This is a genomic window from Pseudemcibacter sp. (genome assembly GCF_965661635.1).
GTDB lineage: Bacteria > Pseudomonadota > Alphaproteobacteria > Sphingomonadales > Emcibacteraceae > Pseudemcibacter.
The window spans coordinates 1-15,270 of record NZ_CBFIEP010000027.1 but is presented as its reverse complement, the minus strand read 5'-3'; the positions used below and the strand labels follow the sequence as shown (position 1 = coordinate 15,270).

10 protein-coding genes, 1 tRNA gene and 2 pseudogenes are annotated in these 15,270 nt (G+C 36.9%); 6 read left to right on the top strand and 7 right to left on the bottom strand.

What is annotated here, in order from left to right; genetic code table 11:
• Positions 1 to 166: 166 nt before the first annotated feature.
• Positions 167 to 643, top strand: a pseudogene (locus ACTF6W_RS01830) (UDP-N-acetylglucosamine 2-epimerase); the annotation flags it as partial.
• Between the two features lie 8 nt (positions 644 to 651).
• Here the strand turns inward: ACTF6W_RS01830 and ACTF6W_RS01825 are convergent.
• A tRNA-Gln gene (locus ACTF6W_RS01825) sits at positions 652 to 725 on the bottom strand.
• 163 nt (positions 726 to 888) lie between these two features.
• On the opposite strand from ACTF6W_RS01825, the gene ACTF6W_RS01820 reads away from it, so the two are divergent.
• Positions 889 to 1,707 carry a YdcF family protein gene (locus ACTF6W_RS01820; protein WP_438992829.1) on the top strand — a complete coding sequence of 273 codons (819 nt, stop codon included), beginning with the start codon at positions 889 to 891 and terminating at the stop codon, positions 1,705 to 1,707.
• A gap of 2 nt (positions 1,708 to 1,709) precedes the next feature.
• Here the strand turns inward: ACTF6W_RS01820 and ACTF6W_RS01815 are convergent, their stop codons facing one another.
• The 5 genes from ACTF6W_RS01815 to ACTF6W_RS01795 all read right to left on the bottom strand — a co-directional run bounded on the left by ACTF6W_RS01815 (position 1,710) and on the right by ACTF6W_RS01795 (position 11,338).
• Positions 1,710 to 4,118 (bottom strand): YjbH domain-containing protein, encoded by a 2,409-nt coding sequence (locus ACTF6W_RS01815; RefSeq protein ID WP_438992828.1) that lies wholly within the window; start codon positions 4,116 to 4,118, stop codon positions 1,710 to 1,712.
• A gap of 34 nt (positions 4,119 to 4,152) precedes the next feature.
• Entirely contained in the window at positions 4,153 to 6,927 is a 2,775-nt protein-coding gene (locus ACTF6W_RS01810; RefSeq protein ID WP_438992827.1) for an SLBB domain-containing protein, read from the bottom strand.
• A gap of 119 nt (positions 6,928 to 7,046) precedes the next feature.
• On the bottom strand, positions 7,047 to 7,898 hold the full coding sequence (locus ACTF6W_RS01805) for a 4-(cytidine 5'-diphospho)-2-C-methyl-D-erythritol kinase (RefSeq protein ID WP_438992826.1): 852 nt from the start codon (positions 7,896 to 7,898) through the stop codon (positions 7,047 to 7,049).
• 10 nt (positions 7,899 to 7,908) lie between these two features.
• The gene (locus ACTF6W_RS01800; protein WP_438992825.1) at positions 7,909 to 9,603 is read right to left on the bottom strand and encodes a tetratricopeptide repeat protein; all 1,695 of its coding nucleotides are present in this window, start codon (positions 9,601 to 9,603) and stop codon (positions 7,909 to 7,911) included.
• 85 nt (positions 9,604 to 9,688) lie between these two features.
• Positions 9,689 to 11,338, bottom strand: coding sequence for an electron transfer flavoprotein-ubiquinone oxidoreductase (locus ACTF6W_RS01795; protein ID WP_438992824.1), 1,650 nt, complete (start codon positions 11,336 to 11,338; stop codon positions 9,689 to 9,691).
• A 128-nt stretch (positions 11,339 to 11,466) separates the two neighbouring features.
• Between ACTF6W_RS01795 and ACTF6W_RS01790 the strand changes: the two genes are divergently transcribed.
• From ACTF6W_RS01790 to ACTF6W_RS01775, 4 genes are read left to right on the top strand one after another with little or no spacing between them, the layout of a single operon-like run.
• Positions 11,467 to 12,471, top strand: a complete 1,005-nt coding sequence (locus ACTF6W_RS01790) for a D-cysteine desulfhydrase family protein (protein WP_438992823.1) — start codon at positions 11,467 to 11,469, stop codon at positions 12,469 to 12,471.
• A 20-nt stretch (positions 12,472 to 12,491) separates the two neighbouring features.
• Positions 12,492 to 13,586 (top strand): D-cysteine desulfhydrase family protein, encoded by a 1,095-nt coding sequence (locus ACTF6W_RS01785; RefSeq protein ID WP_438992822.1) that lies wholly within the window; start codon positions 12,492 to 12,494, stop codon positions 13,584 to 13,586.
• Positions 13,587 to 13,595: 9 nt separating this feature from the next.
• Positions 13,596 to 14,504, top strand: a complete 909-nt coding sequence (locus ACTF6W_RS01780) for an MBL fold metallo-hydrolase (RefSeq protein ID WP_438992821.1) — start codon at positions 13,596 to 13,598, stop codon at positions 14,502 to 14,504.
• A complete protein-coding gene (locus tag ACTF6W_RS01775; protein ID WP_438992820.1) occupies positions 14,504 to 14,983 on the top strand; it encodes a GNAT family N-acetyltransferase in 480 nt (159 codons plus the stop codon). Before ACTF6W_RS01780 ends, ACTF6W_RS01775 begins: the two co-directional genes overlap by 1 nt.
• A 34-nt stretch (positions 14,984 to 15,017) precedes the next feature.
• Here the strand turns inward: ACTF6W_RS01775 and ACTF6W_RS01770 are convergent.
• A pseudogene (locus ACTF6W_RS01770) lies at positions 15,018 to 15,270 on the bottom strand (hypothetical protein); the annotation flags it as partial.

The window sequence follows — 15,270 nt, the reverse complement described above, 5'->3', positions numbered from 1 at the left end:
GCGTATATCTTTAACCGTCTTCTCCGCGCTTCCAGTTCTATTTGATTTGTTAGAGTGTTTACGTGTCATCTTCGTTCCTTCGTCATTACGATGAAACAAAAACACTCTCTTATAAAATACCCTTAATTAGTCCAACTTGGTCTGACGGGATACAGTAACATTACATAGACCATCCAATGTAGATACAGAAGAAAGCTTAAAAGAACTTGTTCAGAGTTTGAATACTATATCGCAAAAACTTCACTTAATTTTTGCTGTTCATCCTCGCACTAGAAACAGCTTAGATAAATTCAATTTGTATAATAAATTAAATGACAACAACAATATTACAATAATTGCACCAATCAGTTACGTTCCATTTATGAGTTTAGTGAGATCAGCAAAAGCTGTCATTACTGATTCTGGCGGTATACAAGAAGAAACAACTTATTTAGATATCCCTTGCTTAACGTTAAGGGAAAATACTGAACGCCCTATCACAATTACTCAAGGTACAAATAAATTGGTCACAACCCAAAATTTATCAGAGCACGTCGATATGGTTTTAAACAATCAATGGACCAAAGGAACAAAGCCAGATTTCTGGGATGGGAAAGCAGCTCTTAGAATTAAAGATACTATTAAATCAATCCTTGAAAAATAAAATATTGTTGGCTGGGGTGGCAGGGATCGAACCTGCGATCACGGGATCAAAACCCGGTGCCTTACCGCTTGGCTACACCCCAATCTTATATAGATTGTGTTAAGGTGGTGCGAACATAGTGAGTTTCATTGCAACATGCAATAACGTTTTTCACTAAAATACATTTTTTTTTACTTTTATTTATTTTTCGTTGAATTTACCGTTTCAAAGTATAGTCTCATTAATAATTTTAAGGAGTAATCCATATGGCTTGGGACAATATAATATCGCGTATGAGCTGGCTATTTCTAGAACCAAGCAACCTATTGGTCATTTTGTTATTAATAAGTGTTCTGGGTATGTTTTTTATAAATCCAAATCATAAAAGATATAGGACTTTTGTTAAATTAAACATTTTTGTCGTTGTAATTATGAGTGCAATCTCATTTACAAATTTAGCCTCATGGATTATGTGGCCATTAGAAGCGCGCTTTTCTGAATATAAAGAGCTCTCTCTAGACGAGAACTATAGTGGTATTATTGTTCTCGCTGGTTCCGAAAGAACAATCATTAGTTCTTATGTCAATCAAGCGACCTTTAGCAATGCTGGCGAGCGAATATACCAAACGGTGGCGGTTGCCAAAAAAATTTCAGGCTTACCCATAATTCATACTGGAGGGATTAAAAGAGGCCCTAATGAGATATCTGAAAATGAAGTTGCAGAAAAATTCTTTATCGATAATGGATTAGATTTAACAAGGGTAAGATTTGAAGGTAATTCATATAATACTTATACAAATGCCATTGAGAGTAAAAAATTATTCAAATCTGATGAAAACCAAAAATGGTTACTCATAACAAGCGCATATCATATGCCAAGAGCAGTTGGTACTTTCCAAAAAGCAGATATTAAAATTCATCCTTATCCAGTGGATTACAGGACGCCTTTAAAATACTACAGTTTTTTTCGCTTTAGTATGTCTGAGAATTTTAGAATTTTTGATCTCGCTATCCATGAATATCTTGGCCTAATTGCTTATTATATTACAGACAGGTCTGTTAGCATATTTCCAAAGACAATCTAAATTTACTCTACAACCGATTGCCAGTTATTTTTAATTCTGTGGTCTAAATTCTGACTTACAGTATCGAAAAGAGTGTTGCTGTGTTGGATTTTCTGACCACCATTTTTACCTAAACGTTGGAACCTAAATGTTGCTTGTTTGCTACTTTGTCTAAACCAGAAGAAATCAAACGGAACAGTCATATATAAGCCCTTATCAAAACTTCCTGCACCAAAATCACTTTGAGACATATTTGTAAATGTTGCCATAGCACCTATTCTTATACCATTATTAAATTGGCGCGATATATCAATAGTAGTACCCCAGTCTTTTGCTAAATATCTACCAACACTTACTTTTGTTGTAATATCATATTTTTTATTAACATAGTATGCCGATAAATGCCCAGTTACGGTTTGATAATCACGTAAAGAGAAAAGTTGATTAAAGCCCCGTTGCTTGACGTAATTAATATCAAGACCAAATGATAGACTGCCATTATATCGACTATATAATATCTCACCGCTCACCCCAGCATACATTTCTTCGAGTATTCCTGTCGTAATTCGTGAATAGACATTTTGAACAGGGTTTTCAATATATTCAGCTGCTACCCTTCTCAAAGATGTTGTTCCTTCTCTCGCATATCGTCCAATATCACTCCTTACATACGGTACATTCAAATTGGTAGAGTTTGGAACTAAGTCAAGGTTTCCGATGATATGTTGTTTAGCTTCTGCAAAAACTCTAAAATTATCTGTTACTTTTGCAGAGCCATATGCAAGAAAATTAAAATCTGCTTTAAAGTGATCATCTTTTACTGAACCAAAATGAGAAATCACTTCAGGTACAATGCCATAATCATATCTTGAAGAGCTATATTGAAGACCTTTATATGTCTCATTAGAAGGAGACTCGATCTTAGTATTGGATAATATTTCTTCTGGGCTACTATTGTAGTTAGCTAAATTCTCAAAGTCTTTCCTCAATACCGAGATGTAATTTAACACAACACCTTTATCTTTAGTGATCACTTTAAACCGCTCTACATTATCTGGCGCAACATTTGACAAAACTCTAGAAACACGACCAACATTTTTGGCCGTTTCAATATAAGGACCGACGTCTTTTATTATTATAACTTCATCCTTATCGAGCGTTACTTTATCAACCAATAATTTATTTTCATTCAATTCTTCTGCTATACGTGAAGCAATTTTAATATTGTAAATATCTGATGTTTCAGGATTTAAATTTTCACTAATAAAAAACACACTGTTTCGATATTCTTTTAACGCAATTTGACCTACTGGTGAAATACGAGTAGCTGATAAAATTTTATCATTATCTTTAAATACTATACGCACATCGGAATAATCATTTAACAAAGAACCTAAAATTAATGTGTCAGATTGCGGTTTTTCTGAGGAAGAAATTAATTCTATATCGATTTGATTTTCTTTAATATTCAAGGTTGAAATAACGAAACCCATTTGCTTTAATCGGTCAAAAATATAATCTTTATCTTTATTTGTTTTATAATCGGTAACAGTAAGAGCGTTATTTCGAATTTCTCTTGATCTAATTTCTACTGGCCTGAGCCCTTTGGCCATTTTTGATATTATTGGCTTATGTAAGTTGTTTTTAAATGTAATATTTAAAGAGAACTGGTTTCCATGGAGCACCCCCCCATTCAATTCGATCCAATCTTTAACTTTATAATTTAAACCAAAATTAAACGCTGTTTTACTTTCATAATCTTGAAAACCATCGATTTGCGCTTTATCCGCAGTTGAGTATTCTAATTTTGCGGTTAAACCATTAATTGGTGTTCTATATTCTAATCCCCAGAAAAAACCCATTTTATCGCCGGAAAAATAATTACTAAACCTCAGTTTTTCAGAATTAGGGTTATCAAATGACCTTGTATCAAAGGAACTTCCAAAAACCTTCATTACATTTCCGATCTGTGCACGGTTTGCAAAGTTACCAAAACCAAAACCGGCCGTTACATCAAAATTCCATATTTTTTTACTTGCGACGAAATACTCTCCGCTTAAAAGACCGTCGCCCAAAAAATCTTGAAGACCGATAGCGAGCGAAGGACGTATTTTACCCTCTTTCACTAATCGTAATTTGACATCAACCGCTTTATCTATACCTAGTGAATCATCATTAAAATCCACGAATCTTAATGTTGTTTCCAACCAAGGGGTTGCTTGCCAATTCGCGTAATAATTTTTTGAACCATCTACAACTCCTGCACCTACTGATAAAGCTCCATCATCAGAAAAACGGGCATTTCGCATTTCTAACAAGCCTACTCCACCAAATGTACTTACCGAGGCGCTATTGTCTTCAATTTCTTGTGCGTTTAATGAGAAGGAGTATAAAAATGTTGAGCAACAAAGGGCATATTTCATATATGTCATATAAATATGCCCCTTTGTTTATAGCAAACTTTCATTAGTTTCTAACGAGAACCGCAATCGACGCTGCCGATACAGCTAGGTTTCTAAAGATATCACCAATTGAGCTTACTAAAGTTAGACTATCATAGGGACTTAAGTCGGTTGGAACTACAATCGCTGATCCAGGAGGTATGCTTAAATTTTTATCTCCTCCCCATGAAGAAAGGGTTATAGGTTTTGCAACACCGTCAGGATAAACGACAAAAACTCGATCTTCATCAGCAGCTCTTGTAAATCCACCTACTTCGTCCAGATAACTCTGAACGCCTTTACCTGGAACAAATTGTAATGCACTTGGGTTAAGTACATCCCCGACCGTAACGATAAAATTAGGTCTTTTGGGCATAAACAATGAATCACCTGGCTCTAATACAATATCTTTTTCAGGATCAAGAGTAAGTACCACAGGATCAGCCTCAATCACGACACGACCAATAAATTCCTGTTCTGCCATCCGATTTACCATATTTTGAAGAGCAATAGCACCTCCAGTTTCAACATTTTTCTTAACAGACGCAGATACCATAGCGGATTGCAATCTTTGCGCAGTTTTTCTCATTTCTTGCTGTTGAATTTGTTTTACGCGATCACGAGTAAATATTGCACCATAGGGATAGGATTGATCGGTTAATCCTCCAGCTCTAGCAATCAGTGAAGATAATTTTTCACCTTTTCTAATTGTGTAAACGCCCGGTTGAACAAATTCACCTGACAACAGTACTGCCCCGGGTTCAAAGTTTGTATAAACACTACTTACACGAACACCGCCTCCTGGATTAACTCTAATTTCGCTTAAATCAGAAATACTTGAATCAATATATTCCCAGTTCATAACCAAATTACCATCAGTTGCTTTTTCTTTATAACTGGTTATTTCAATGCGCCCCATATTTGCATCATTAGACGTACCACCAGAAACTGAGAATAGTAAATTCACACTGGTATTTTGAGTGATAGGAAACACACCAGGAAGTCTAACCGCACCATCTACTGAAACTATATGTTCAAGAGTAAATGAAAGAAGGTTATTAACATCTTGATAAATTGCTGGACAAAAATCATAATTATCTTCTTTGTCCTCTCCTTTGTCCTCTTCTTCATTTAATTCAGTTAATGCCATTTGTTTTGGAACTATTTGGGATGAGGCGATCATTTGACTTCTTTGAAGTGCTAAATCATTTAATTCTTCTTGATCTAACATAATCTGACTATTTTTTTGTTGTTCACGTGTGCTATCTCTTCTAAATAAAACTGCACGAACAGCTGAGGCAAATCGATCAGATTGAGTATCCGATATAATTCTTGCCAACCTTTTTACAGGTGCACAATATAAAGGGTTTAAATCACCATCAGGTAAATATTCTTCTTCTAAATACTCACTCGTGAAAATAGCTTGTCTAATGATATCTGATCTTAAAAATTCAATATCTTTCCTACTATAAATAAAAACTTTATCCTCATCGATTAAACTTATATTTTCTTCACCATATAGAACTTTTTGTGGGCTAAACGCTATTAACTGTCTCGTCTGGGTCATGGGATCAGTTCGTTCTATAACGCCAAACAAAAGATAAGAGTTTTCTGTAAGATTTTTTACAGAACCAATTAAGTCTCTAACATTATTGAATGCAGCAAGAGAGCGCACACCAGAAGTATTAACATGACCAGATAAAGTGACACGACCTATTTGAGAGTTTTCAAGTAAATTCACAATAATTATTTCGCCACTATCAATAGTTCCCTCTATATCAAGCTTAGAATAATTAAGTCTTCCACTTTGATCATAATCCATGTGGGTGAAAGAATTTCCAAATTGTCTTATTGGACCACCCGCTAATTTCAAGGCATCTGCAGAAGACATCCTGATTTCCCCATCAGGCAGCTCATAAATACCTGGTCTGACTAAATTTCCGTCAATTGCTATTGTTGCTCTTAAAGTTGGCACTAAAATTCGATCCCCATCTCTTAAATTTACAATATTAGCAAATTCACCACCAATAATATCATATAGATCAACCTTAATCTTTTCATCGCCGCGTAAGATTGTAATATTCCTTAGTGACCCTGTTTTTTTAATGCCGCCGACTTGCAAAATAACTTCAATAGGGCTTGCTAAACTAGTTGTACTTATAAGACTTGGGTTAGAAACTTCACCCGCCACCAAAACTGAAATTTGTCTTAATGTTGCGACGGATAAAAATACCTCCGTTCCAATCAAACTATCAGAAACCTGTTTCTTAAGAATATCTTCCAACTCACCGAAACTCAAACCAGAGGCATTTACTGGCGATAATGAAGGCACCAATAACCGTCCTTCTCTATCTATTTTAACGGTGTAGCTTTCTTCATCAGAGCCTTTTAGATTAACAATTAGCTCATCACCTGCACCAAGAATATAGGAACTAGGGACTGATCCATTTAATACCTGTTGCTGTAACGGCAATCTATTGAAAATATCGTAGCCGAATTGATTTAGACTGGCTTTATCATCTTTTAAATAACCAAGTCGCCTATTGTAGTCTTGCTCAATTCTTGAAAAACCTTCATCTTTGCGCGCTTCTAATTGTGTATTTAATTGCTCTATATATTGACGTTCTCTTAATTGGTCTAATGGGGATTGAACACTTATTGATTGCTGGCCGGTATTTCCTGATCTTTGTCTGAGTTGGTTTAGAATTTCAGGATCAAAATCTTGTGCAAATGCATGAGCCGTAAAAACAAAAACTCCCATTAAAGATAATGAGATTATTTTTATAATATTCTTTTTCATTTTAAACGTACCCTATAAGATTAAGATGGTATAAATATATTTCACGATATTTTAATCATAAATACAGTTTAATAAAGGTAAAATATCTTTTTATAAAGAAAATAATATCTGATAATACTTCATAAGCTTTTAGTAGATTCTATCCACCATTTGGAATGATTGGCTTTAAGATATTTTTTTGCCTTCAAACAATTCTCTTCATTATTAAAAATACCAAAACACGTGGCACCGCTACCTGACATTCTTCCGAGCCATAATCCCTCAAAATTCTCTAATACATTTAAAATTTTTTGTATTTGCGGTTCAATTCTGCAAGCCACACCCTCTAAAGCATTTTTGCTGTTTAATACTTCCTCTTTAATGAACCTATCATTAATATGGCTTATTTTTTCTTTTCGCGGGCGATCAAATATCTTTTCAGATTTTTTGTACTCGTTAAAAATTCTTGGTGTGGAAACTGAAACTCCTGGATTAACTAAAAGAATATCAAAAGGCCTGCTAAGATTAAGTGGGCTTAAACCCTCACCTATCCCTTTCATATGTGTTGAGAAAGATCTTAAACAAACCGGCACATCCGCGCCTAACTTAAGAGCAATAGCTTCCAATCGTCCTTTCGAAATTGATAAATTTAATTGTTGAATTGTTAATTTGATTGCCACCGCCGCATCTGCAGAGCCACCGCCTATTCCCGATGAAATTGGAAGATTTTTAATTAAATGAAATCTTAAATTTGGTTCAACACCACATTCTTTGCAGATTAATCTGGCTGCTTCCAATATGAGATTGTCATTTCTATTGCTTAGATCGTTCGCAAATGGTCCTGAAATTGTCAGTGACAATTGATCACTTTTTTCTACCGTTAACTCATCACATAATTCTGTAAAAACAACAATACTATCAAGCAGATGATAACCGTCATCTCTTCTGCCGGTAATTAATAAATCTAAGTTGATTTTTGCGGGTGCAAGCACACATCGACCTTTAAATTTCTGGTTTTGTATAACCGTCTTTGATTTTTGACTTTATTAAATCAATTTTGTCTTCGTCAGGTGACAGCGAAAGCGCATGCCTCCATTGAAAACGGGCTTCATTTTTCCGACCAACGGTCCAATAGGCATCACCTAGATGGTCATTAATGGCCCAATCTTGTGTTTCTAATTGTGCCGCTCTTTCCAGAACTGGAACAGCTTCTTCATAGTCCCCCATTTTATAAAGGGCCCATCCAAGACTATCAACGATATATCCATCATTTGGCCTAAGCTCCACTGCGCGAATAAGCATTTTTTTTGCTTCAACGTAATTTAGACCGCGATCAACCCATGAATAAGCAAGATAATTTAACACCATTGGCTGTTCGGGTCTTATCTCTAATGCCTTTTTAAAATCCATCTCGGCTTCTGCCCAGCGTTTTTCCTGATCGAATACGATCCCGCGGGTATAGTAAATAATCCAATCGCGAACATTTTCTTCTTCAATATTATCAATCACCTTACTATAGGCAGGAATGGCTTCCGCAAAACGTTCATTCATTCGGTAAAATTCAGCAATTGAATTTAACACTTCGCGGTTATCCGGATATTCTTTTTCAAGTTTCAAAAGTGCTGCAATCGTCCCTTCAGGACGATCCATATCGTTATATAACCATGCACGCTGTAATTTCGATTGAAAATAAAGCGGACTATCAGTTTTTATTTTATCAAATTCATTTTGCGCACCGCGGTAATATTGATCACTTTCAAATATTTGCGCTTGTAAAAAATGAACGAGCGGAAACTCTGGTTTAAAAAATGCCGCATACTGTAAAAAGTTTGTCGCAATGCTTTTCACATTGTCCTGCATTAATATCGTAGATACGGTATAAAATATTTCTGCAAACCCCTCATCAAGACTAGAGACAAAAGGCTCAAATTGTTCATCATTTCGAACTTCAATGAGAGTTGCTTTTAATTGCTCATTTGCTGGAGCTTGATCAATATAATCTTCTAATATTGAAATCGCTTTTTCGGTCTTCCCGTTTTTCTTTAATATTTTACCATATGCTTCAACAGCCCTTAAATTAAGGAGTCCTCTTTCATTAAGCGCTTGAGCATAAAAACTTTCTGCCTTTTCAAAATCTTCTAAATATTCGTAAATTAATCCAGCTTGAAAAAAATTGAAAAAATTGAAATTATTTTCTTCTTCAAAAGAATTTACAACCGCATCAATTTCAGAGGTACTTCCCTCTGCGGCATCGATCCAAGCACGGAAAAAAGGTTTAATCAAATTCATAATACCTGTGCTGGATAATTCATCAATATCAATTAATGCTTCAATATAAGATTTATTTTTAGTTTTATTAAAGAAATCTAGTATGTTCGAAACTTCGTTTTGCGCAGCCATTTCTTTCAATTTTTCATTGACAAAAAATGCATCTTCGAAACGACCTGCCGCAATAAATACCGAAAGTGAAAATTGCATAAGTTCGATATTTTCAGGATCCTGTTTTATTGCTTCAAGATAATTATCCGCGGCAACATCATATTGATGATTGAAAAGCGCATGACGTCCTGTCAAATATTCCCCAAACGGTTGCTCCGCTAAATCAGGCTCTATTTCTTGTGCGCTCGAAAAATTCACTGATCCAGACAATAGAATAAGTGCTAGTAACGCTTTGATATATTTATGGAACATGATCATTAAATTTAAATACCCTTATGGTGTTTTCTGTATAACTAACGTTATAACCCTAATATTTTATAAATCCTAATAGTGAAATTTATTTTTACATATTCGGGTAATTTGGCCCACCACCGCCTTCTGGTGTAATCCAATTAATATTTTGAGTGGGGTCTTTAATATCGCATGTTTTACAATGAACACAATTTTGCGCATTAATTTGCAGTTTTACGCCCTCACCTTCATCTAAAAACTCGTAAACACCCGCAGGACAGAACCTTGCCTCAGGCCCTGCATAAATATTATAATTTATTTCAACCGGAACTTTTTCGTCTTTTAATGTCAGATGACATGGCTGATCCTCAGCATGATTGGTATTTGATAAAAAGACCGAGGAAAGTTTATCAAAAGTAATTTTGCCATCCGGTTTTGGATAATTGATTTTTTCAGCATCTTTGGCGGGTATTAAACATTCATGATCTTTGTCGTGGCTAAAGGTCCACGGCATTAAAAACCCAAGACCAATATTATTCATCCACATATCAAATCCTGCATAAAGCGTCCCCCAAAAGGCACCATATTTATGAATTGCCGGCTTTGCATTTCGAACCCGCTTTAAATCTTTATAAACCCAACTATTTTCATAGGCAGTCTGATAAGATTTAAGTTCGTTTGAACCTTCTGCCTCTAATGCTTTAAAAGCTTCTTCTGCGGCGAGCATTCCTGTTTTCATCGCATTATGGCTGCCTTTAATCCTCGGCACATTTACAAAACCTGCTGAACAACCAATTAGAGCACCGCCGGGAAATGATAATTTTGGAACGGACTGGAGCCCCCCTTCATTAATGGCACGTGCGCCATAAGAAATGCGCTTTGCCCCTTCAAACATTCCTTTAAGTTCCGGATGTGTTTTATAGCGCTGCATTTCATCAAATGGAGAAAGATATGGATTAGAGTAATCAAGTCCAACAACAAAGCCTATCGCCACCTGATTATTATCTAGATGATAACAAAAACCACCACCAACAGTATCACTCTGCAAAGGCCAACCCTGCGTATGAATAACCTTTCCCGCTTTGTGGTTTTCTTGCTTTATTTCCCATAGTTCTTTAATGCCAATACCATATGTTTGCGGCTCTTTCCCTTCACGAAGGTTAAATTTCTCAATGATCATTTTTGACAATGATCCGCACACCCCTTCTGCAAAAAACGTATATTTCGCATGAAGTTCCATGCCATGCATATAACTGTCTTTTTGTGAACCGTCTTCCGCGACGCCCATATCACCGGTAGCGACCCCTTTAACGGAACCATCATCGTGGTAAAGAACTTCTGCGGCGGCAAAACCGGGGAATATTTCAATGCCCATGTTTTCTGCTTGTGATCCAAGCCATCTACTTAAATTTCCAAGACTTACTGTATAGTTTCCTTTATTACTAAGCAGCGGCGGCGTTAAAAAATGAGGTAGGCTCGTTTTTCCATCTTCGCTTAACGCCCAATGTTGATTATCTGTAACGGGTACATTAAGCGGTGCATCAAGTTCTTTCCAATTTGGAATAAGTTCATCAAGGGCAATCGGATCAATAACCGCCCCAGACAAGATGTGTGCCCCGATTTCAGAACCTTTTTCAAGAACACAACCGGAATATTCTTTACCTGCTTCATCGCATAATTGTTTGAAACGGATCGCAGAACTAAGTCCCGCTGGGCCACCGCCAACAATTACAACATCATATTCCATAAATTCTCGTTCCATGACGAGCGCTCCTTTTGTTATCGTTATCTTAAAAAATAACCGCAATTAGACATGGTGGTCAATTAATCTATTCATAAATCGAAAAAAAATAGCTACTATTTCTTAAAACAAATAAATATGAGGAAATTATGAAATTCGAAGAGATGGCAAAAATGCCGTTAACCAGCCTTCCGACATCATTTTACAAAATGGCTAATTTGACAGAAATTTTAGGTGGCCCGGATATTTATATCAAACGCGATGATGTTATGGATTTAGCACATGGTGGTAATAAAACCAGAAAACTTGAATATGTTTTTGCCGATGCCCTTTCAAAAGGTGCTGATTGTGTTATCACGATGGGTGGAATTCAATCAAACCATGTTCGTCAAACCATATCAGGTGCCGCACGGCTAGGGCTTGAAAGCCATGCCATCTTAAACATTCCTGTTCCAGAAATGAAAGATGCTCTTTCAATGTCAGGTAACTATCTTATGGATGTGATAATGGATGGTAAAATCCATATTGTAGACGGTAGTGATGATGATTGCATTGCGAAAATGCAATCGGTTAAGGATGATTTAATTGCCACCGGAAAAACACCCTATATGGTGCCAATGGGGGCATCTGATGGTATCGGCAGTTTGGGATATATGGCATGCGCAAGAGAATTAATGATTCAATGGGAAAATGCAGAAGTCACCCCAAGTCACATTTTTGTCGGCACAGGCAGTTGCGGAACACACGGCGGACTTCTTGCTGGCTTAAAGTACTTTGGCAATAAAACCACCAAAGTCATTGGTGTTTCCGTAAGTCAGATAGAAGAACGTAAAGTCGCTGATGTCAAAGATATCTTAAAACAAATTAATGACGTTATTGAGTTACCGGATGGTCTCATTAACGATGACGATATAATCGTAAAAGATTCCTATTATGGTAAGGCTTATGCATATCCAACTGAAGAAGCCAACGAAGCCGTAAAATTACTCGCGAAAACAAAAGGTATACTTTTAGATCCAGTATATACGGGAAAATGTATGGCCGGTATGATTGATATGATAAAAAAAGGTGACTTGGATGATGCACGTGATATTGTGTTTTTACACACGGGCGGTGCACCTGCCCTTCATCCATATGCGGAATATTTTCTTTAATAATTTAATAGGGATAGATCATGAAACAAAATAGAAGAGAAATACTCAGAACAGCAGCGATGGCAACAATTGCATCATCCGCACTTTCATCTGTGGCCAAAAGTCAATCTGCCAAAAAATTCGACAGTATCCCTCGTGTTAAATTAACCAGCTTGCCCACTTCCCTTAATAAGATGGCGAATTTAACGACGCTTATGGGTGGGTCAGACATTTATATCAAACGCGATGATGTGATGGAACTTGCCCATGGTGGCAATAAAACCCGTAAGCTAGAATTCGCCCTCGCGGAAGCATTGATGAGCGGCGCAAAAGCAGTTGTGACACAAGGTGGTCTTCAATCTAATCATGTTCGTCAAACGGTATCCGGTGCAGCGAAAGTGGGACTTGAAGTTCATGTAATTCTCTCAAATCCTGTTCCTGAAATGGAAGCAGAACTTAAAGGAAGCGGTAATTACCTTATGGATCAAATTATGGGCGCTCATATCCATTTGGCTGGTGCGGAAGGTCGTGGACCTGTTGTCGAAAAGGTATTAGCTGATTTAACAGCGGCAGGTAAAAAGCCTTATAATATTCCCGCTGGTGCATCGAACGCGATCGGAAGCATGGGATATGTGAATGCCGGCCGCGAACTAATTGAGCAGTGGAAAGAACAAGGCATTAGCCCAAGCCATATTTTCACAGCCACCGGAAGCTGCGGTACGGCAGCGGGACTTTTAATGGGTTTGCGTTATTTTGGAAATAATACGACTAAAGTAGTGGCGATGTCTGTTTCTGCATCTGCGGATCGTTTGAAGCCGCGCATTCGTCAAATATTAAATGACGCATCAGACATGCTTGGGGTGTCGCATGATTTTGTGAAAGATGATGATATACACGTCGAAGATGGATATTACGGAAAAGCATACGGCTATCCTACTGATGCAGGAATTGCCGCTCTGAGAATGGTTGGCGAAGCCGAAGGTATTTTGCTTGATCCTGTTTATACCAGCAAGGGTATGTCGGGCGTTATTGATATGCTAAGGAAAGATAAACTTGTAAATCCCCGTGATTTGGTGTTCCTGCATACTGGTGGGGCACCCGCAATTCATCCTTATGCAAACTATTTTAAAGCTTGAGAAAGCCCAATGAAAAAAATCGCGATTATAATTATAACTTTTCTTTTTGCTCAAACAGCTTTTGCGGACGGCCTTAAAGTTGTAATGCTTGGAACAGGTACACCGCTCATGAACCCTGAAAGATCCGGTCCAGGGGTCGCGATCATTTCAGGTGGCAAGTCATATATTGTTGATAGTGGTGCAGGAATAGTAAGACGGGCAATGGAAGCCTCGAAAACTATCCCAGAACTTCAAATGGGAAAGTTAGAGACCGTATTTCTAACTCATCTACATTCGGATCATACAACCGGTTTATCAAATATGATTCTTGCCCCATGGGTCTTGAAAAATGGACGTTCGAAACCTTTAACCTTATTTGGTCCACCTGGTACGAAACATATGGCAGATAATATTATTAATGCATATGCCGAAGATATTGATTTACGCATCAATGGTTCGCAACCAGCGAATACAGAAGGATATAAAGTAAATACCACTGAATTTTCAAAGAGTGGCATTATATTTGAAGATAATAATATAACGGTTGAAGCCATTAAAGTACCGCATGGCTCGTGGGAACATGCTTATGGTTATAAATTTACAGAAAAACAAACAGGTAAAACAGCATTAGTATCAGGTGATACGGCTTATAGCGAAGCCATTATAAAGGCGGCCAAGGGAATTGATATTCTCATTCATGAAGCCATTTCGGATAAAGCACTTAGCAAACAAAGCAAAGAATGGCAAATATATCATCGCTCTTTTCATACATTAACAAGCGAAATTGCAGAAATCGGCACGAAAACCAAGCCTAGAATTCTATTGCTTTATCACCAGTTATATTGGGACGAAGAAGATAATTCTTTAGCTGAAGAAGTAAGTGATGCTGGATATATTGGTCATGTGGTTTCCGCAAATGATTTGGATATATTTGAATAATGACCATACGTGAAGCAACAGAAGAAGATTGGGATAATATTTGGCCTATTTTTCATGAAGTCGTCGCCAAGGGGGATACATATGCCTATCACCCAGACACAAAGAAACAAGAAGCTTATTTCATATGGATGAAACGGGTTAAAAACACATATATTTATGAAGAGAATAGTCAAATTCTAGGTACCTATTTCATCACAACCAATTATACGCGTCACGTTTGTAATTGTGGCTATATGGTTTCATCCGCTGCACGCGGCAAAGGGCTTGCCACAAAAATGTGCGAACATTCACAAGATATTGCCCGAAGCATGGGATATAAAGCCATGCAATATAACTTTGTGATATCAACAAATATAGGCGCAGTGAGATTATGGGAAAAGCTTGGGTTTGAAACAGTCGGCCGTGTCCCAAAGGCATTCAAACATCCGCGTGAAGGATTTGTTGATGCGCTGATTATGTATAAATGGCTCGCAGATTAGTTTCGCTTATATATCAGGATATTTATAGATACACTTATGAAAATAGATATTTACTTACATCCGTATTTTCACGACGCCAAATCACATTATCAATAAAATAATGATGAATATTTATGAAAACCCAAAACATGAATATAAATGCTGTTGCTGAAAGTCCGGTCAGATCAAAATTGGTAACGGTATCCATAACAAATGGTGCAAACCAAAACCCTAAAATTCCAGCTATTATTCCTAAAAGAGCAAAATTTACCAAGCGACGATTAACACTGGCTAGCTTTGATAATGGA